18 protein-coding genes are annotated in these 18,570 nt (G+C 61.7%); 4 read left to right on the top strand and 14 right to left on the bottom strand.

What is annotated here, in order from left to right:
• Nucleotides 1-2: 2 nt before the first annotated feature.
• Entirely contained in the window at nucleotides 3-467 is a 465-nt protein-coding gene (locus tag WA943_RS05890) for a hypothetical protein (RefSeq protein ID WP_424468923.1), read from the bottom strand.
• Nucleotides 468-549: 82 nt separating this feature from the next.
• Here WA943_RS05890 and WA943_RS05885 point away from each other — a divergent pair, with 82 nt between their 5' ends.
• Nucleotides 550-1,170 carry a YqgE/AlgH family protein gene (locus tag WA943_RS05885; protein ID WP_424468922.1) on the top strand — a complete coding sequence of 207 codons (621 nt, stop codon included), beginning with the start codon at nucleotides 550-552 and terminating at the stop codon, nucleotides 1,168-1,170.
• A gap of 3 nt (nucleotides 1,171-1,173) precedes the next feature.
• Here WA943_RS05885 and WA943_RS05880 read toward each other — a convergent pair whose 3' ends face one another.
• From WA943_RS05880 to coxB, 13 genes are all read right to left on the bottom strand, one after another.
• Entirely contained in the window at nucleotides 1,174-4,161 is a 2,988-nt protein-coding gene (locus tag WA943_RS05880; protein ID WP_424468921.1) for an EAL domain-containing protein, read from the bottom strand.
• A 120-nt stretch (nucleotides 4,162-4,281) separates the two neighbouring features.
• Complete coding sequence (locus WA943_RS05875; RefSeq protein ID WP_424468920.1) at nucleotides 4,282-4,995, bottom strand: haloacid dehalogenase type II; 714 nt, start codon at nucleotides 4,993-4,995, stop codon at nucleotides 4,282-4,284.
• Between the two features lie 36 nt (nucleotides 4,996-5,031).
• A complete protein-coding gene (locus tag WA943_RS05870) occupies nucleotides 5,032-5,619 on the bottom strand; it encodes a GNAT family N-acetyltransferase (protein WP_424468919.1) in 588 nt (195 codons plus the stop codon).
• A gap of 52 nt (nucleotides 5,620-5,671) precedes the next feature.
• Nucleotides 5,672-6,949: a M16 family metallopeptidase gene (locus WA943_RS05865; RefSeq protein WP_424468918.1), complete on the bottom strand. Its 1,278-nt coding sequence runs from the start codon at nucleotides 6,947-6,949 to the stop codon at nucleotides 5,672-5,674.
• A 49-nt stretch (nucleotides 6,950-6,998) separates the two neighbouring features.
• The gene (gene thrC / locus WA943_RS05860) at nucleotides 6,999-8,402 is read right to left on the bottom strand and encodes a threonine synthase (RefSeq protein WP_424468924.1); all 1,404 of its coding nucleotides are present in this window, start codon (nucleotides 8,400-8,402) and stop codon (nucleotides 6,999-7,001) included.
• Between the two features lie 115 nt (nucleotides 8,403-8,517).
• Nucleotides 8,518-10,035, bottom strand: coding sequence for a carboxypeptidase M32 (locus WA943_RS05855; protein ID WP_424468917.1), 1,518 nt, complete (start codon nucleotides 10,033-10,035; stop codon nucleotides 8,518-8,520).
• 10 nt (nucleotides 10,036-10,045) lie between these two features.
• Nucleotides 10,046-10,789, bottom strand: a complete 744-nt coding sequence (locus WA943_RS05850; protein ID WP_424468916.1) for an SURF1 family protein — start codon at nucleotides 10,787-10,789, stop codon at nucleotides 10,046-10,048.
• A gap of 2 nt (nucleotides 10,790-10,791) precedes the next feature.
• The gene (locus WA943_RS05845) at nucleotides 10,792-11,166 is read right to left on the bottom strand and encodes a DUF983 domain-containing protein (protein WP_424468915.1); all 375 of its coding nucleotides are present in this window, start codon (nucleotides 11,164-11,166) and stop codon (nucleotides 10,792-10,794) included.
• A gap of 100 nt (nucleotides 11,167-11,266) precedes the next feature.
• Entirely contained in the window at nucleotides 11,267-12,106 is an 840-nt protein-coding gene (locus WA943_RS05840) for a cytochrome c oxidase subunit 3 (RefSeq protein ID WP_424468914.1), read from the bottom strand.
• A gap of 48 nt (nucleotides 12,107-12,154) precedes the next feature.
• Nucleotides 12,155-12,358, bottom strand: a complete 204-nt coding sequence (locus WA943_RS05835) for a hypothetical protein (protein WP_424468913.1) — start codon at nucleotides 12,356-12,358, stop codon at nucleotides 12,155-12,157.
• An 11-nt stretch (nucleotides 12,359-12,369) separates the two neighbouring features.
• The gene (cyoE, locus tag WA943_RS05830; protein ID WP_424468912.1) at nucleotides 12,370-13,269 is read right to left on the bottom strand and encodes a heme o synthase; all 900 of its coding nucleotides are present in this window, start codon (nucleotides 13,267-13,269) and stop codon (nucleotides 12,370-12,372) included.
• A gap of 67 nt (nucleotides 13,270-13,336) precedes the next feature.
• A complete protein-coding gene (gene ctaD / locus WA943_RS05825) occupies nucleotides 13,337-14,944 on the bottom strand; it encodes a cytochrome c oxidase subunit I (protein ID WP_424468911.1) in 1,608 nt (535 codons plus the stop codon).
• A gap of 56 nt (nucleotides 14,945-15,000) precedes the next feature.
• Nucleotides 15,001-15,861: a cytochrome c oxidase subunit II gene (gene coxB / locus WA943_RS05820; protein ID WP_424468910.1), complete on the bottom strand. Its 861-nt coding sequence runs from the start codon at nucleotides 15,859-15,861 to the stop codon at nucleotides 15,001-15,003.
• A 372-nt stretch (nucleotides 15,862-16,233) separates the two neighbouring features.
• Between coxB and WA943_RS05815 the strand changes: the two genes are divergently transcribed.
• The 3 genes from WA943_RS05815 to WA943_RS05805 form a co-directional block, all read left to right on the top strand.
• Nucleotides 16,234-16,632 carry a hypothetical protein gene (locus tag WA943_RS05815; protein WP_424468909.1) on the top strand — a complete coding sequence of 133 codons (399 nt, stop codon included), beginning with the start codon at nucleotides 16,234-16,236 and terminating at the stop codon, nucleotides 16,630-16,632.
• Between the two features lie 120 nt (nucleotides 16,633-16,752).
• On the top strand, nucleotides 16,753-18,186 hold the full coding sequence (gene tldD, locus WA943_RS05810; RefSeq protein ID WP_424468908.1) for a metalloprotease TldD: 1,434 nt from the start codon (nucleotides 16,753-16,755) through the stop codon (nucleotides 18,184-18,186).
• A gap of 23 nt (nucleotides 18,187-18,209) precedes the next feature.
• On the top strand, nucleotides 18,210-18,570 hold a 361-nt coding region (locus WA943_RS05805; RefSeq protein ID WP_424468907.1), incomplete at its 3' end, for a hypothetical protein.

Genomic DNA, 18,570 nt, shown 5'->3' with positions numbered 1-18,570 from the left:
GGTCAGCACTCCTCCTCGGACTGCTCGGTGACGACCCACCGCGTGCCCTGCGGCACCATGACGGCGGTGCCGCAGTCGCCGCCGTCGTAGACGACGGACAGCACCGTCGCGTCGGCGCGCTCCTCGCGGACGCCGACCTCGACCTCCGGCACGTCGCCCACGGCCGCGTAGAGACCGGCGGTGGTCGTGGTCATCGACGCGCAGTCCGTGATGCCCGGCCACCCCTGTGCCGTCATCTCGGCGACCATCCGGTCGACGAGCTCCGGTGCGAGGTAGCCGCACGCGACCTCGACGTCCGGCGCGCGGCTCGCGGCCAGCCATGCGCGGAACGACTCCTCGGGCGTCTCGACCTGCCCCTCGGGAGCCTCCTCGGCGCTCGCGGTCGCCGTCGCGGTCGCGGTGTCGTCGGGCGACCCGGTCGTCGCGTCCGGTGTGGGGGCGGACGTCGCGACAGGAGGTTCAGACAAAGCGTGACATGCGTGCGGCAAGGCACGACAATGTAATGGGTCCAGATGTTCGGGCCATGTGCACGGAGGCAGATAGTTTGACATGAGTCATGTGTCGGGAGATCTGAGCTACCGCCCGGAAGAGGAAGGGTTCCTCGAAGGCAAGATGTTGATCGCCATGCCGTCAATGGGCGATGAGCGCTTTTCGCGCACACTGATTTATCTGTGTGTGCACAATCCTGAAGGCGCGATGGGCATTGTCGTCAACAAGCCTGCGCCGAACATCACATTGCCTGAACTTCTCGATCAACTCTCCATTCCTGTGCCGGAGGAAAGTCCGGCGCTGCATAAAAAAATACTCGCCTGCCCCGTTCTGGTCGGCGGCCCGGTGGAAGCGGCGCGCGGATTTGTTCTGCATACGCATGATTATTTCTCGGAAGATTCAACGCTTCCGGTCGACGACGATGTCGGGCTGACGGCGAGCGTCGACATTCTCCGCGCCATCGCTCATGGCCATGGCCCTGAGCGTGCATTGCTGGCGCTTGGCTATGCCGGATGGGCGCCGGGGCAGCTTGAGGCCGAGATACAGGCGAATGGCTGGCTCCATTGCGACCCCGATCCGGAGTTGCTTTTCAGCACGAACCTCGATGCCAAGTATAATTCCGCGCTGGCAAAGCTCGGCATCAACCTCTCGCTTCTCTCCGGCGAGGCAGGACACGCATAGGAGTTAGCGGCGCCAGTGGCGGGCGATGAAGTCGAGCGCTTCCGTCGAGCGCATGGGCTGGCCGAAATAATATCCCTGCCCGTAATCGCATCCCATTGCCGCAAGGTCCTGTGCCTGACCTTCGCTTTCTGTGCCTTCCGCCACGACCTCCATGCCGAGATCATGCGCGAGCGTGACCATGGAACGGATGATGAGCGGCGTTTCGCGATCCGCCGACATGCCCGCCACGAATGAGCGGTCCACCTTCAGCGTGTCGAAGGGGAAGCGTTGCAGATAGCTCAGGCTTGAATAGCCGGTACCGAAATCGTCAAGCGAGAGGCCCGCGCCGAGGCTTTTTAGGCGCGTCAGAACCTGGGCGGCAAATTCCGGATTCTCCATCACGAGAGATTCCGTCACCTCGAGTTTCAGTGAGCCCGGCACGATGTCGATGCGATGAAGCACGCGCTTCACATCGTCGATGAGATCGTGACGCAGAAGCTGGCGGCTTGAAACATTGACGCTGGCAAATAGCGCACGCTCGAAGGGAAAGAGCTTTTGCCATGTCGCCAGTTCTTCGCTCGCCGCACGAAGCGCGAAGCGTCCGATTTCCGTGATGAGGCCGAGTTCTTCGGCATAGGGCACGAAGTCGTCAGGCGTCAGAAGCCCGCGCTCGGGATGGTTCCAGCGCACCAGCGCCTCAAATCCCCGCACGCCGCCATCGCTCAGCGACATGATGGGCTGGTAGTACATTTCAAGCTGCTTGCGATCGAGTGCATGACGCAGATCGGTTTCGACGCTCAGATGATCGTCGGCCTCGCCGCGCATGCCCGGCTCGAAAATCTCGATGCGCGCCTTGCCGGAGCGCTTGGCGCGATACATTGCGATTTCGGCTTCGGTCAGCAATTCCTCGGGCCGCTCATGGCCGTCTTCGCAAATGGCAACGCCGACGGAAGCGGTCGGGAAGACTTCCTGCCCGCCGATCTCGATGGGCTGCGACAGAAATTCCGCAAGGGCCTCGGCAAAGCCGAGCGCGTCTTCGCGATGCGTGCGCGTTGCAAGCAGCACCGCGAATTCGTCGCCGTCGATACGCGCCACCGTGTCTTCCTGCGTGACGAGCGATTCCAGACGCCGCGCCACGGCGATCAGCAGCGCATCACCGCCTGAATGGCCCAGACTGTCATTCACGGTCTTGAAGCGGTCGAGATCCACCAATAACAGCGCCGCGCGCGGTCGATCGACGGGGCCTGTGCGCCTGATGGCGCGATCGAGGCGGTCCATGAAAAGCGCGCGGTTCGGCAAGCCGGTCAGGCTGTCATGCACGGCGTCGTGAAACAGACGCTCCTCGGCAAGTTTGCGCGCCGTGACGTCGCTCACCGTGCCGATGCAGCGCGCGGCATAGCCTTCGGAGCCTGCGATGCAGCTTGCGTTCAGCGCGATCGAGCGGAAGGCGCCGTCCGAATGGCGCATGCGAAATTCGAGCGCAAAGGAAACATTGCCGCGGTCGATATAGGCGTTGAGCGCGTTGCGATAGGTTTCGCGGTCGGCGGGATGCATATGCTCGCGCCATGCGACTTCGGTTCCGCCAAGCGAGCCCGGGTCGAGGCCGAGCAAAGCTTCCACCGAGGGCGAGACGTAGAGCGTATCGGCCAGAATATCCCAGTCCCAAACGCCCTGACGCGCGCCCGACAATGCGAAGGCGTGGCGCTGCTCGCTGCGGATATTGCCGACATCGGTGCGGCGGCGTCCGCCTTGCGCGTGATAGGCGGCGGCAAAGGCAAAGAGCACCAGCGCGATGGTGAAGAGACCGACGGTGAGCGGCGTGCCGACGAAGGTCGCCGGAATCCAGCCTGCCGCGTGAAACACGGCAACGAGGCCCGCAAGACCGAAGAGCGCCGAACCGGGGATCAGTAATTGCGCCGGACGAACGCCGCGCAGCGCCGCCATGACGACGAGCGGCACGCCCGTAAAGAGCGCGACCATCAGGCAGAGCCGCACAAAGAGCGCGCCCGCCGGTGCGCTCAACAGGCTGAGCGGAATTGTTGCAAAGACGGCCAGAGACATGATGCGCGCGATTTTCGACGACCACTCGAAATGGCGTTCCAGATCGAGGAAAAATCGCTCAAGCGAAAAGACGGAGGCGGCAAAGAGCGTCAACGCGCCGGTTCGAAGCACTGCGTCCCAGTAGGAAGACGCGCCGAAGATCGTGCTCAGATATCCGAACTCTGCCAGCTCCACGAAAAAGCCAGCACCGAGAAGAAAGGCCGTCGCGCGAGCGGCAGGCGCGCGCGTCAGCACGGCAAGCGCCGTCAGATAGATCGCAAGCGCCGCGATGACGCCGAGCATGCCTCCTTCGACAAGCGCGAGGCGGCGGTTGAAGGACTGCCAGGAGGCAGGCTTCCACATATAAAGCGACTGAGGCGCAGGCTGTTCTGAATGAAGCGCGACCGTGACGCTCGTCATGGGATCGACGGAAAAGGAAAGAACCGCAAAGCCCGGCCGCGTATCTTCAGGCACGGGCACAGGGTCTTCCGCGCCTGCCGCATAGGCGCGGTCAAGGCCCGGCTGGGGCACCGGCCAGAGGAAATTCAGAAAGCCCGAACCGCGCTCATCCGCAATGAGATAGCGCGTCACAGGCGCTTGTGAGCGATTGCGCAACGCGGTCGCGAGCCAGATGCCGTTTGCTTCCATGGAGCCGTCGGACAGGGTGACGGAGCCGTCGCCTTCGGCCTCGCTTTCCTCTTCGCCATTTGCGGGCGCTGGCGGCGTGGCGCTGGTCTTCGGTGCGTTGGCCGTGTCCTGATCCGTGATGCCGGCATCGGGCGCTTCGATGGTGAGCTTCTGGCCCTTCTCGTGGTAGCGCTCGGTGAAGGGCGTCAGATCGACAACGGCACGATCATCGTCCATCACCACGGCATCAAGCGCGCGAGCGGACAATGTGAAGGCCGGCAAAAAAGCCGACACCGCGCCCATCAGAAACAAGGCGCGAATTATCGTTTGGCCTTTCCGCCGCATCCATCCCCCTTCAAGCCGTCCCCTGCGAGGCCGAGCACCTCGTATAGTGACCTAGAATCGCAAAGACAAAGTAATCAAGTCAGCAATAATCACTGTTTGAGCCGATATGGCCAGTCCGCGCTATACGCCAAGCTGGCGGGCAAGGTCTTCAATATCGCTGGCCACGTAGCTCCAGTCCCCCGTCGGCGCCAGATCATATTCCTGACGCGGCCCATATTCCGTGGGCCGGGCGAAGAAGGCCGTCATCAGGCCCAGCGCCTTGGCGGCCTTGAGGTCGCCATTGTGCGCCGCCGCCATCATCACTTCGCCGGGCTCAAGGCCAAGCAGGCGAGCGGCCCCCAGATAGGTCTCTGGCGCGGGCTTGTAACGCCCGAAGAGATCGCAGCCGAGCACCAGATCCCAGGGCAGATCGGCACCCTTGGCCATATCGACCAGCAGCGAAACATTGCCGTTGGAGAGCGGCGCAATGATGAAGCCCTGCTTCAGGCGGCGAAGACCCGCGACAGAATCAGGCCAGGGCTTCAGCCGGTGCCAGCCGCGCGTCATATAAGCGAGGTCCGCTTCCGTCAGGCCCTCGATGCCCTGCCCGGCCACCAGCGTTTCAAGCGAGGCGCGATGCAGATCGTCAAGCGTCATCCAGGGCAACTCGCCCTTGTAGACTTTTTTCAATGAAGGAATGTATTCGCCGCGCCAGTCATCGACGAGCTTTACCCAGTTCGCCTCGATGCGGCGCTCGGCGCCAAACGCCGTCAACTCGTCGATCAGGCTGGTGCGCCAATCGACCACCGAGCCGAAGACATCAAAGACGATTGCGCGAGGCAGCTTGCCGCTCATAACAGGACTCCGGCGAATGGTGGATTTCCGGCGCGATCAGAGGCGCGGATCGTCCCGCAAGATCGCAAACTGAACGTGATCGCGCCAGACCCCATTGATGCGAAGGAGTCCGCGCGCATATCCCTCTTCGCGGAATCCGCAGCGGCGCAAGACGGCCTTTGAGCGTTCGTTTTCAGGCATGCAGGCCGCTTGCAGCCGATGCAGCTTCAATTCCTCGAATACATAGGGGATGAGCGCACGCACCGCCTTCGTCACATAGCCCTGCCCGGCAAAGGGCGCGCCCGCCCAATAGCCAAGCGTGCAGAATTGCTGCACGCCGCGATTGACGTTCGACAAGGTGCAGCCGCCGACCAGCGCATTGTCGGTTTCGCGGAATATGAAAAAGGGATAGGCGCGATCTTCGCGGGTCTCGCGCTGGTAGCGCCGAATGCGGCGGCGAAAGGATGCCTTGGTCAGCTCTTCCGCAGACCATGTCGGCTCCCATGGCGTCAGGAACTCGCGGCTCACCTCGCGCAAGGCCGCCCATTCCGCATGATCGGAAATTTGCGGCCCACGAAGCCAGACGCCGTCGCCAATCACGAGGGGCGACGTGTCGGGCTTCGAAATCGAGCGCAGAAAGGCCATGGCTTTGCGGCTCCCGAAGGGGCGCGCTCACCTGCGGCGCGAACTTCCCTCTTCAGGCAAATCTTGCCGCGAGACGCTCATAGGATTCAAGCCCACCGCCAGCCCCTTTGAGCGGGCCGACTGCGGCAAGCGCAGGCGCGGGCGACGACTTGCTGAGAAAGCGGCTCGCAAAGCGGCGAACGGCCGCCGCATCGACCTGATCGACCTTGGAGATCACCTCATCAATCGGCAGCACGCGGCCATGCACCGCATATTGCCGCGCAATCTGCTCGACGCGCGATGAGGAAGACTCAAGACCCATCAGCAGTCCGGCCTTCATCTGGGCGCGGGCACGGGCGGTTTCCTCTTCGGTCGCATCTTCGCCGAGGCGTGTGATTTCACCGGCAATAACGGGCATCAGCTCGGCGAGATCGTCGGGCGAGGTTCCGGCGTAAACGCCGAGAATGCCGGTATCGGCGAAGGACCAGGAATAGGCGAAGACCGAATAGCAAAGGCCACGCTTCTCGCGCACTTCCTGAAACAGGCGCGAGGACATGCCGCCGCCAAGCACGCTGGCAAAAATCTGCGAGGTGTAATAATCGGGATCGCCATAGGCCGGGCCTTCGAAGGCAAGCGCCACATGCGCCTGTTCGAGGTCACGCTCCTCGCGGCGCTCTCCGCCACGGAAAACGGCAAGCTCGGCGCCATTGCTGCGACGGTTCGGCAGCGCGGAAAAACGGTCGCGGCCAAGCGCGACGAGCGCCTGATGATCGACGGCACCGGCCGCCGCAAGCACCATGCCCGGCGCGTGATAGCGCTCGTCCATGTAACCCTGCAGCGCATCGCGATCGAAGGCATTCACCGTATCGACGGTGCCAAGGATCGTGCGACCCATCGGCTGGCCCGGATAGGCGGCTTCGAGCAGATGGTCGAATACGAGATCGTCGGGCGTATCGAGCGACTGGCCGATTTCCTGAATGACGACGCCGCGCTCGCGCTCAAGCTCTTCGGCATCGAATGCCGAGTGCTGGAGAATGTCGGCGAGCAGATCGACGGCAAGCGGCAGATCGTTTTTCAGAACGCGCGCATAATAGGCGGTCGCTTCATGCGCCGTATGCGCATTCAGATGACCACCGACATTTTCGATTTCCTCGGCAATGGCGCGGGCGGAACGACGCTTCGTTCCCTTGAAGGCCATGTGCTCGAGAAGATGCGAAACGCCATGCTGGCGCGGGCTTTCATGGCGCGCGCCGGTATTCACCCAAACGCCGACCGAGATCGTTTCGAGTTGCGACATGTTGTCGGTTACGACGGTCAGACCGTTTTCGAGTCTCGTCACTTCAACCGTCATCGCACTCTCCTGTATTCAATCAACTCAGTACCTGTTCTGTTACCGCTCTTTATGCCGCCAGTGCTCTGGCCCGTTCCCGAATGAATGTTTCGACTGCCTGAAGATCGTTCGGCAAAACGTCGAGACGTTCTTCACGTGTGAAAAGATCGGCCATGCGAGGCGGCAATTCGGGATGAATGCCCGCCGCCTTTTTCACCGCGTCCGGGAACTTGGCCGGATGGGCGGTGGCAAGCGTGACCATCGGCGTTCCAAGATCGCCGCGTTCGGCATGCGCCGCCGCAAGACCGACCGCCGTATGCGGGTCGACAAGCTCTCCGGTCTCCGCCAGCACCCGCGCGATGGTTGCCGATGTTTCGGCTTCGTCGACGCGTGCGGCGGAAAAAATCATCCGCATCGATTCAAGGCGCAGGCGGTCGATTTCGAAAGCACCCGACTGGCTGAGGCTCTGCATCAGGCGGCGAACGCTTTCGCCATCGCGGCCATAAGCGTCATGCACAAGGCGCTCGAAATTCGACGAGACCTGAATGTCCATGCTCGGGCTGATCGTCTGCACGACCTGCCCCACCTCATAGCGCCCGGTCTTGAGCGTACGCGCCAGAATATCGTTCACATTCGTCGCCACGAGCAGCTTCGAAATCGGCAAGCCCATGCGGCTTGCGGCAAAACCCGCAAAAACGTCGCCGAAATTGCCTGTCGGCACGGCAAAGGAAATCGGGCGCGACGGGCTGCCAAGCGCCACTGCGCTCGTGAAGTAATAGACGATCTGGGCCATAACGCGGCCCCAGTTGATCGAATTGACGCCAGCGAGCGAAACCTCGTCGCGGAAGGCGTGGTCGTTGAACATCGCCTTTACCAGCGCCTGACAATCGTCGAAGGAGCCTTCGATGGCGATGTTGTGGACGTTGGCATCGAGCACCGTCGTCATCTGGCGGCGCTGCACCTCGGAGACGCGTCCCTTGGGGTGCATAATGAAAATATCGGTCGTCTCGCGGCCCTTGAAGGCTTCGATGGCGGCAGAGCCCGTATCCCCGCTCGTCGCGCCCACAACCGTTATGCGCCGACCGCGCTTTTCGAGCACATAGTCGAAAAGCCGGGCGAGGATCTGCATCGCCACGTCCTTGAAGGCCAGCGTCGGCCCGTGGAAAAGCTCAAGCAGCCAGTCATTGGTGCCGATCTGGACCAGCGGGGCCACCGCCTTGTGGCCAAAGCCCGCATAGGCGCCCTCGATCATGGCCGCGAGGTCGGCATCCGGGATCGTCGGCCCGATATAGGGGCGCATGACGCGGAAGGCGACCTCCTGATAGGAGAGGCCCGCCATTGCCCTGATCTTGCGCTCGCTCATCTGCGGCCATTCTGAGGGCACGTAGAGGCCCCCGTCCCGCGCCAGGCCGGCAAGCAATACTTCCTCGAATTCAAGCTCGGGGGATTGTCCCCTTGTGCTGACGTATTTCACCATAATCTCCAGGATGACCGGCCGACAACGCGCGTCGAGCCCCGGACGGGCGTAACCTAACCTTGGGCGAAGCCGGTGGCAAACAGCCCTCGCGAAGCCGCAGAAATGCTAGGGCTCAGGCTTGGCTGTGGAGGTATCGACCCTCTATATGGCGCAGGAAGGCCCCTGTTCCAAGGGGCGAAGCTGTCGCAGAAGTGAGGATCTCGTCGGGGGTAAGACGCGATCCCTGCCCGTGCACTTTCTCGCCAACCCATTGAATAAGCGGCGAAAAATCACCGCGCCCGAGTGCTTCCTCAAGCCCCGGACGAGCGGCTTTGGCCGCCGCAAAGAGCTGCGCGGCCGCAAGCGCGCCCAGCGTATAGGTCGGGAAATAGCCGAAGGAGCCGGAGGGCCAATGGATGTCCTGCATGCAGCCGCTGGCATCGTCCGGCGGCGTGATGCCGAGCAGATTTTTCATCCCCTCGTTCCACGCTGCCGGAAGATCGGCGACACGCAACTCGCCCGCGATCATCGCGCGCTCGAGGCGATAGCGCAGGATGACATGCAGCGGATAAGTCACTTCATCGGCCTGAACGCGGATGAAGCTCGGGCCGACTTTCCGATAGTGGCGCAGAAGATTTTCAGGCGACCATGCAGCGCCATCGCTGCCGAAGGCCTGCTTCAGGCGCGGCGCGAGAAAAGAGATGAACGAAGCCGAGCGACCTGCCTGCATTTCGAAAAGCAGCGACTGGCTTTCATGGATCGTCATGCCGCGCGAGCGACCGACAGGCTGCATGCGCCATTCGTCGGGAAGGCCGCGCTCATAAAGTGAATGGCCAGTCTCATGGATGACCGCCATCAGGCTTTCGGTGAAGTCAGCTTCATCGTAACGCGTGGTAATGCGGCTATCGTCCGGCACGCCGCCGGTGAAGGGATGGTGGCTCACATCGAGGCGGCCATGCGCGAAATCGAAGCCGAGAACGCCCATGATCTCGCGACCGAGCTTCTCCTGAACCGCAATCGGGAACGGGCCGCTGAGCGCATGAGGCTTTGGCGCTGCGGCCTGTTTCTCCATGATCGCTTGCAGAAGAGCCGGGAGCGACACTTCCAGCTCGGCGAACAGGCGGTCGATTTCAGCGGCGCGGCGGCCGGGATCGTAACCGTCGAGAAGCGCATCGTAAGGATCGAGACCAAAGGCATCGGCCTTTGCCCCCGCCTGCTCGCGGACGAGACCGACAAGCCTGTCGAGAGCGGGCGCCAGGCTCGCATAGTCGTTGGCGGCGCGGGCGCGGCGCCAGATCATTTCCGTTTCGGATTTCTGATGCGACAGACGCGTCACGAGATCGGCGGGCGTCGCTGTTGCGTGAGCGTGAACGCGGCGCATTTCGGAGAGATTTGCCCGGTCCCACTCGCCAAGCGCGGCGACGGTTTCGTCGGCGCTTGCAAGAAGATCGGAGACTTCCGGTGCCGTCAGCGTCTCATGCGCGATGAGCGACAGCGTTGCCTGCTGCTCGGCACGCGCGCGGGCGCCGCCTTCCGGCATCATTGTCGCGCGGTCCCAATGCAGCACGGCTTGCGCGCCCTGCAAGGCGGCGAGGCGCTTGAAGCGGGTTTTCAGGACGCCATATGCTGCCGTCGAATTGCGTTCCGTCATGCCTTGGCTCTCATGTCTTTCGTCGTCCTATGCGTCCATTCGACCAGTGATAGGAAAGATAGATGGCAAAGAGCACGGCGGCGAGACCGAACCAGGTCAAAGCATATTGCAGATGTTCATTGCGGATCGTGACCTGCGTGCGCCCGCCGATGGGAAAGCCGCCCGCATTGGGCGTCGCATCGGCGTCGACGTAGAAAGGCGCGACGCGATCGAGTTTCAGCGCCGCTGCCATGGCTTTCGGATCGCGGGTGAACCAGATGTTCTTTGCAACGTCGTCGACCGCCGAGAACATGCCGCGGGCTTGCGGCGCGCGGGCAACGCCGGTCAGCGTTGTCGGGCCATTGATCTGCCCCGCTACGCGCGTTGCCGGATCCTTCATTTCGAGAGGCACGAAACCGCGATCGACGAGAACCACACTGCCATTCTCGAGCTGCAAGGGCGTCACGATATCGTAACCGGCCTCGCCCTTATCGTTCTGCGTGAAGTAGTACAGTTCCTTGTCATTGATGAATGACCCGGCAAGGCGCAGGTGGTGATATTCGAGCGCCTTCAGATCGAGTTCAGGCCATCCACTTTCCGCCGGCACATCAGCGGCAGGCTCCGCCATCCGATGCTCGATCATCGCGATGAGGTCGAGCTTCCAGTTCAGACGCTCGATCTGCCAGCTTCCAAGAGCGATCAGAATACCGAGCGAAACGAGCGTCAGAACGGTCGGCCAGAGCAGCGGGCGGAAGAAACGGTTTTGGGTCAACATGGTTAGGGTTCCAGCCTGCCCTCGCGGGCCTTGTGTTTGTATTGTTGTGCAATCAGCCAGCCCTTCAGCGGTCGCAGCAGGCCGATCGTCAAAAACAGCGTCAGCGGAATCCACAAGACCGCATGCACCCAGTATGGCGGCTGGAACGTGACTTCGACGAAGAGCGCGAGGCCGACAACGAGAAAGCCTGCAATCATCATGATGAAAACGGCGGGGCCGTCGCCCGCATCGGCGAAGGCATAGTCGAGACCACAAACGGCGCAAGCCGGGGGCACGGTCAGGAAACCGGCAAAGAGCTTGCCTTCGCCGCAACGCGGGCAGCACGCCTTGAGGCCGGCCTTGACCGACGACAATGGAGGATAAAGGCGGTCTTCCATCAGGATGTTCCTGCCTCCATGAGAATAGCGAGCGGACCAAAAACAAGGGGCGGGCCGCTCATGCAGGCCCGCCCCCGTTTCAATTCGTCATGCGCCGCAATCAGCCGTGATGAAGAACGGCGCCATGCGAGGCCCAGACGTAGATGGTGGCGAAGAGGAACAGCCACACCACGTCAACGAAGTGCCAATACCAGGCGGCGGCTTCGAAACCGAAATGCTGTTTGGCAGTGAACCCGCCAGCCAGAGCGCGGCCGAGGCAGACAGCCAGGAAGATCGTGCCGACGATCACATGGAAACCGTGGAAGCCGGTCGTCATGAAGAAGGTCGAGCCGTAGATGTTGCCTGCGAAAGAGAAAGACGCATGCATGTATTCGTAAGCCTGGAGCGCCGTGAAGATCAGGCCGAGCACGACGGTCAGGATGAGGCCGTTCACGAGACCCTTGCGATCGTCATGCTGGAGCGCGTGATGGGCCCAGGTCACCGTGGTGCCGGACAGCAGCAGCACGAGCGTGTTCAGCAGCGGAATGTGCCAGGGATCGAACACTTCGACGCCCTGCGGCGGCCAGTGACCGCCCGTGAAGGTGGTGCGGGCAGCTTGGATCGCTTCGCCGGGGAAAAGGCTCGCATCGAAGAAGGCCCAGAACCAGGCCGCAAAGAACATGACTTCCGACGCGATGAACAGCAGCATACCGTAGCGCAGATGAAGCTGCACCACCGGCGTATGGTTGCCGGCATTGCCTTCGCGCAGAACGTCGCGCCACCAGCCGATCATCGTATAGATGACGATGGCAAAACCCGGCAGAAGGTACCAGAGCGACGCGCCGTGGAAATATTGCACGGCGCCGACGGCGAGCGTGAAACCACCAATGCCCCCGAGAACCGGCCATGGGCTGGGGTCTACGAGATGGTAGTCGTGATTTTTGGCGTGGGCGTCAGCCATGTCCCGTCTTCTCCACTTAAGCCTTCGGCAGCGATAGCGCCGAGTTCCTTATCCAATATGCTCGATAACGTTCACGGCCCCAAAGGCAGGCCGCTTGGCCACATTGCCGCCAAGCTTGGCGACCGTGACGACGAAAAACAAAATAACCAGTCCAACCAGTACCCAGGCCAGCGCGACGCTGCGCTGACGACGGCGCTTCAACTGCTCATCCGTCCAGCGGAGCGGCGGCTCGTGATCGCCATTATCTGTCATTGCCCGCGCCTTCACACATGCAGCGGGAAAACGATCCCGAACCCATGCTCGACGAGGAGCACACTAAACAGAAGAAACAGATAGAGGATCGAATAGGCGAAAAGCTGCTTGGCCTTCTTGTGATTGTCCGAACGATCGCGCCAGACGCGGAAAGCAAAGACAAGGAAAGCAGCGCCGAGTACCGCAGTGACGCCCGTATAGATCCAGCCCGCCATGCCGATTATCCCCGGCAGCAGCGTGATCGGCACAAGCAGCACCGAATAAAGCATGATCTGGCGGCGCGTTTCCGGCTCGCCCGCAACCACGGGGAGCATGGGCACACCGGCATTTTCGTAATCTTCAGAGGTGAAAAGCGCCAGCGCCCAGAAATGCGGCGGCGTCCACATGAAGATGATGAGGAAGAGCGTGATCGACTCGATCGACACCGATCCCGTCACAGCCGCCCAGCCGATCATGGGCGGGAATGCGCCAGCCGCTCCACCGATGACGATGTTCTGCGGCGTGCGGCGCTTCAGCCAGATCGTATAGATGAAGGCATAGAAGAAGATCGTGAAGGCGAGCAGACCGGCCGCCACCCAATTGACCGCAAGGCCCATCGTCAGCACGGAGCCGATCGAGAGCGTCATGCCGAAACCGAACGACTCGCCCGGCGTTACCCGGCCTGCCGGAACGGGACGTTTCGCGGTACGTGCCATCTTTGCGTCGATGTCGGCGTCGTACCACATGTTGAGAGCGCCCGACGCACCGGCGCCGATCGCAATGCAGAGAAGCGCCGTGAAGGCGATCACTGGATTGATCGTGCCAGGTGCAACCACGAGCCCTACGAAGCCGGTGAATATCACGAGCGACATGACGCGCGGCTTCAACAGCTCGAAATAGTCGCCGGGGGCGGCCATGCCAATCTGTGGCATGGGCCGCGCCCCGAGCGTATGGCTCGTCGTTGTCGAGCTTTTAGACATAAGCCTTGGCTCTCTCTACTTACTTTATCCGCGGCAGTTCGCTGAACTGGTGGAACGGCGGCGGGGAAGAAAGTGTCCATTCGAGGGTCGTTGCGCCTTCGCCCCACGGATTGTCAGCAGCCTTTTCCTTGCGCACGAAGGCCTGGACGACACCGAACAGGAAGACCAGAACGCCAAGCGCCGAAAGATAGGAGCCGTAGGACGAGACTTCGTTCCAGAGGTGATAGGCGTCCGGGTAGTCCGCATAGCGGCGCGGCATGCCTGCGAGGCCGAGGAAATGCTGCGGGAAGAACACCAGGTTGACGCCGATGAACGTGATCCAGAAGTGCAGCTTGCCGACAAACTCGCTGTACATGTAGCCGAACATCTTCGGGAACCAGTAGTACCAGCCCGCGAAGATCGCGAAGACGGCACCCAGCGAGAGCACGTAGTGGAAATGCGCCACCACGTAATAGGTGTCATGCAGCGAGCGATCGAGACCGGCATTCGCCAGCACAACGCCGGTGACACCACCGATGGTGAAGAGAAAGATGAAGCCGATCGCCCAGTACATCGGCGTGCGGAATTCGATCGAACCGCCCCACATCGTTGCAATCCAGGAGAAGACCTTCACGCCAGTCGGCACGGCGATGACCATCGTCGCAGCGACGAAGTAGGCCTGCGTGTTGACCGAGAGGCCGACCGTATACATGTGGTGAGCCCAGACGACGAAGCCGACGACGCCAATGGCCACCATCGCGTAAGCCATGCCCAGATAGCCGAAGACGGGCTTGCGCGAGAAGGTCGAGATGATCTGGCTGACCATGCCGAAGCCGGGAAGAATGAGAATGTAAACTTCCGGGTGGCCGAAGAACCAGAACAGATGCTGATAGAGGATCGGGTCGCCGCCGCCTTCAGGCTTGAAGAAGGTCGTGCCGAAATTGCGGTCCGTGAGCAGCATCGTGATCGCGCCGGCAAGAACCGGGAGCGAGATGAGCAGCAGGAACACAGTCACCAGGATCGACCAGACAAAGAGCGGCATCTTGTGCAGCGTCATGCCGGGCGCGCGCATGTTGAAGATCGTGGTGATGAAGTTGATGGCACCGAGGATCGACGATGCGCCGGCCAGATGGATCGAGAGGATCGCGTAATCCATCGCCGGTCCGGGCGAGCCGGTCGTCGAAAGCGGCGGATAGATCGTCCAGCCGCCGGAAGGACCGTGGCCGCCGGGAGCGCCGGGGACGAAGAAGGAAATGATCAACAGGCCGATCGCGGGCGGCAGAAGCCAGAACGAAATATTGTTCATGCGCGGGAAGGCCATGTCCGGCGCGCCGATCATCAGCGGCACGAACCAGTTGCCGAAGCCGCCGATCATGGCGGGCATGACCATGAAGAAGATCATGATGAGAGCGTGGCCGCTCACGAACACGTTGTAGAGGTCGTGATCGCCGCCGAAAATCTGGTCGCCCGGATTTTGCAATTCCATGCGGATCGCAACCGACAAGGCACCGCCCACGATCCCCGCGATAATCGCGTAGATCAGGTACATCGTGCCGATGTCTTTATGGTTGGTGGAGTAGACGTAACGCCGCCATCCGGTGGGGTGGTCCTCGTGGTGCTCCGTATGCGCCGCCGCTTGCCCTGCCATTGCTCTAAATCCTTCGCTCTTCAAACTCTAGAACGTGTTGCTCTATTCGAATGCGCTTAGCGCACGGTGCCCGTATGCGACTGCGCAAGCTTGACGTGATCGTCAGGCGTCGCACGCGAAGCAGTCTTGGTCTTTTCAACCCATGCGGCGAAATCTTCTTTCGACACCACATGAACCTCAATCGGCATGAAGGCATGTCCCTGGCCGCAAAGCTCGGAGCACTGGCCGTAATAGATGCCTTCCTTGGTCGCCCGGAACCAGGTTTCGTTCAGGCGTCCCGGCACCGCGTCGATCTTGACGCCGAAGGCAGGCACGGCCCAGGCGTGGATGACGTCGCCGGCGGTCACGATCACGCGCACCGTCGTATCGATCGGAACGACGACAGCATTGTCGGTGGCGAGAAGACGGGGACGGCCATTCAGTTCGTCTGTGGGAACCATGTTGGCGTCGAAGGAGAGGTCGCCATTGTCAGGATATTCGTAACCCCAATACCACTGGTTGCCCGTCGCCTTGATCGTCATCTCCGCCTGGGGAATGACCAGTTGCTTGTAGAGAAGCCGGAACGAGGGGATCGCGATGACCACGAGGATCAGAACCGGGAGAACGGTCCACACGACTTCGACCAGCGTGTTGTGCGAGGTCTTGGACGGGACCGGGTTCGACTTCCGGTTGAAGCGAACGATCACGTAAAGCAGAAGCACAGACACCAGCACGACGATCGACGTGACGATGATGAGCAAGAAGTGATGGAAGCTCTCAATGTCTTCCATGACCGGCGTTACGGCTTCCTGGAAGCCCATCTGCCCCGGCGTCGACATGCCGGTCGCGAATGCCGCTGTGGCGTTGAGTAGTAGCCCAGCCGCGAGCGCGAAAGCCCCAAGTCCGACCAAGCGCCCGATACCGTTCAGAAACCGCATGCTAGTTCCCAGCTCCCACTGCTTCCGCAAAGTGCGTCCTGCCTAAAAGTGTCTTCAATTCGCCCCGAAAAAGCCGCTCGGCCCTTCCATACGCAGGCGTATACGCCTGAAGCGTGTCGACACTCAACTCTCGGCGTCAGAAAACACAAACTGTTGCCCGCCGCAAGACTCTCGATGGCAGCGGAATTTCTACGCTTCGCCGGTGCGTTCCGACTCGCGATCCGGAGTATAGACGCGCCTGCGCGGCTCGCCACAAGCTCACGGCGGTTTTGCGACGTTTTGCCACAATAGTTCCGCATTCCCGGACGCTTGTGCCTTCCCCTCTGTGGAAAAAGGCATAGAGTAAGATTCACTATCAAAAACGGGGGCGTAATGCGCGACGAGGCCCTGATTCATTTCCACTACGGTCGGCAGATTTCAGCCGGGCTGCTGCTCGCCAAAAACGGGGGCGCGGCGCCTGAGCTCATCAGCGAGGCGGCGCCCTTTCTCTCGCCACGCAATCCGGGGCGTTCGGTCGTCGGCTTCTGCGCCTGCCACCCGGATGCGGTCGACGATGTGGTTGCGCCGCCGCCGCAAGGCTGGGAATCATGGCGTTTTCAGCAGTGGGACGACTGGTTTGGCCGCATAAACGGCGTTTTTCTTGTCGATCTGCGGCTGCTTCGGGTCGTGCAATATCCGCTCTATAGCTGCGCGCCGCAGGTTGTGCGCTGCGATCTTTCCGCCCTGCCCCACCGGCTCGTGCCCGTTGAAGAGTGGCTGGGGCAGTCATAAGTCAGTCTGACCGTTTATTGCCATTGCGGGTCCCGAAGAGCCGTGGCAATCCAGACTTCGCTGATTATGCCGCCGCCCCGAGTGCCTCGCCGCGTTCGCAATGGCGGCCAAGGAACACACATGACCGACGCTCCCGACGATCTCTTCTTTTCCCAGACCGGTCTTGACCGCGGCCGCGTCGAAGGCCTCGTTCAGGATGCGCTGCATGGCGCCGATGACGGGGAGCTGTTCCTCGAATATCGCCAATCGGAAGCCCTCGCTTTTGACGACGGGCGATTGAAAACGGCGAGCTTCGACACGACGCAGGGCTTCGGGTTGCGTTCGGTTGCGGGCGAATCAACCGGTTATGCGCATTCATCGGAACTGTCGGAAGAGGCGATCAAGCGCGCGGGCGCTGCCGTTCAGGCTGTGAAGAAGGGTCATACGGGCACATTGGCCGACGGGCCGAAGCGAACCAACATTCATCTCTATGGCGACCAGAACCCGCTGGCGGCGCAAAGTTTTGAAGAGAAGGTGAAACTTCTCTCCGATATCGACGCCTATGCGCGCTCCAGAGACGAGCGTGTGCGTCAGGTCTCGGCCTCGCTGGTCGGCGAATGGCAGGCGGTCGAGATCTTGCGGCCCGATGGCCATGTCGTGCGCGACGTGCGCCCGCTGGTGCGTCTCAATGTGTCGATCGTTGCAGGCGTCGGCGACCGGCAGGAAACAGGCAGTCAGGGCACGGGCGGACGCACGGGCTATGACGTCTATATCGATCCGGAAAAGTGGCAGGGACAGGTGGACGAGGCCTTGCGGCAGGCGCTCATCAATCTCGACAGCGTGCCAGCGCCCGCCGGCGAAATGGATGTCGTGCTCGGGCCGGGCTGGCCGGGCATCTTGCTACATGAAGCCATAGGCCACGGGCTTGAAGGCGATTTCAACCGCAAGAAGACGTCGGCATTTTCCGGCCTGCTCGGCTCGCGCGTCGCGGCACCCGGCGTCACAGTCGTCGATGACGGCACCATCGCCAACAGGCGCGGCTCGCTCACCGTGGACGATGAAGGCACGCCGACATCGCGCACCGTGCTGATCGAGGACGGCATTCTCAAGGGATATATGCAGGATCGGCTGAATTCGCGGCTGATGGGCATGGCGGCGACCGGCAACGGGCGGCGCGAATCCTACGCGCATCAGCCCATGCCGCGCATGACCAACACCTACATGCTGGCGGGCGATGCGAACCCTGCCGACATTCTGCGCTCCGTGAAGAAGGGGCTTTATGCCGTTTCCTTCGGCGGCGGACAGGTGGACATCACGTCCGGCAAGTTCGTCTTCACCTGCACCGAAGCCTATATGATCGAGAACGGCGTCATCGGCGCGCCTGTGAAAGGCGCAACGCTGATCGGCAACGGGCCTGACGTGCTGACGCGTGTCAGCATGATCGGCAGCGATCTGAAGCTCGATCCCGGCATCGGCGTTTGCGGCAAGGCGGGACAAGGCGTGCCCGTCGGCGTCGGACAACCGACGCTGCGCATCGATGGCCTCACAATCGGCGGCACCGCGCGCGCGGCCTGATCGATCACGTTCAGGTTGCGGCTATGGGCTGGCAAAATTTCATGATTGCGGCGACGGACCCGACCCTGCTGGCCGGGCTGAAGCCTTTTCAGGTGGATCTGACCTCGCTCCCTGCGGAGGTCAATCTGTCTCCGGCGCGGATCGCGGGCTATGTCGCGCTTGGCGTTGCGGCGGTTTACGCCGCAGGCATGTTCGCCGCGTATTTGGACAATCAGCCACTCATCGGCAACAAACGCTTTGTGGCGCTGGCGGCGCTCGTGCCTCTGGTTCTTCTCCTCATTTGTGGCTGGAGCGTTTTGACGACGCAGAGGACCGCTCTTTTCGGCCGTCTCGATGTCGCCGTGACGGAGCCGGACGGGTCTCAATGGCGCACCAAATATGAAG

This window comes from Parvibaculum sp., from assembly GCF_049651025.1.
Taxonomy (GTDB): Bacteria; Pseudomonadota; Alphaproteobacteria; order Parvibaculales; family Parvibaculaceae; genus Parvibaculum.
The sequence above is the reverse complement of the archived record's forward strand: the minus strand, read 5'-3'. Positions and strand labels throughout refer to the sequence as shown.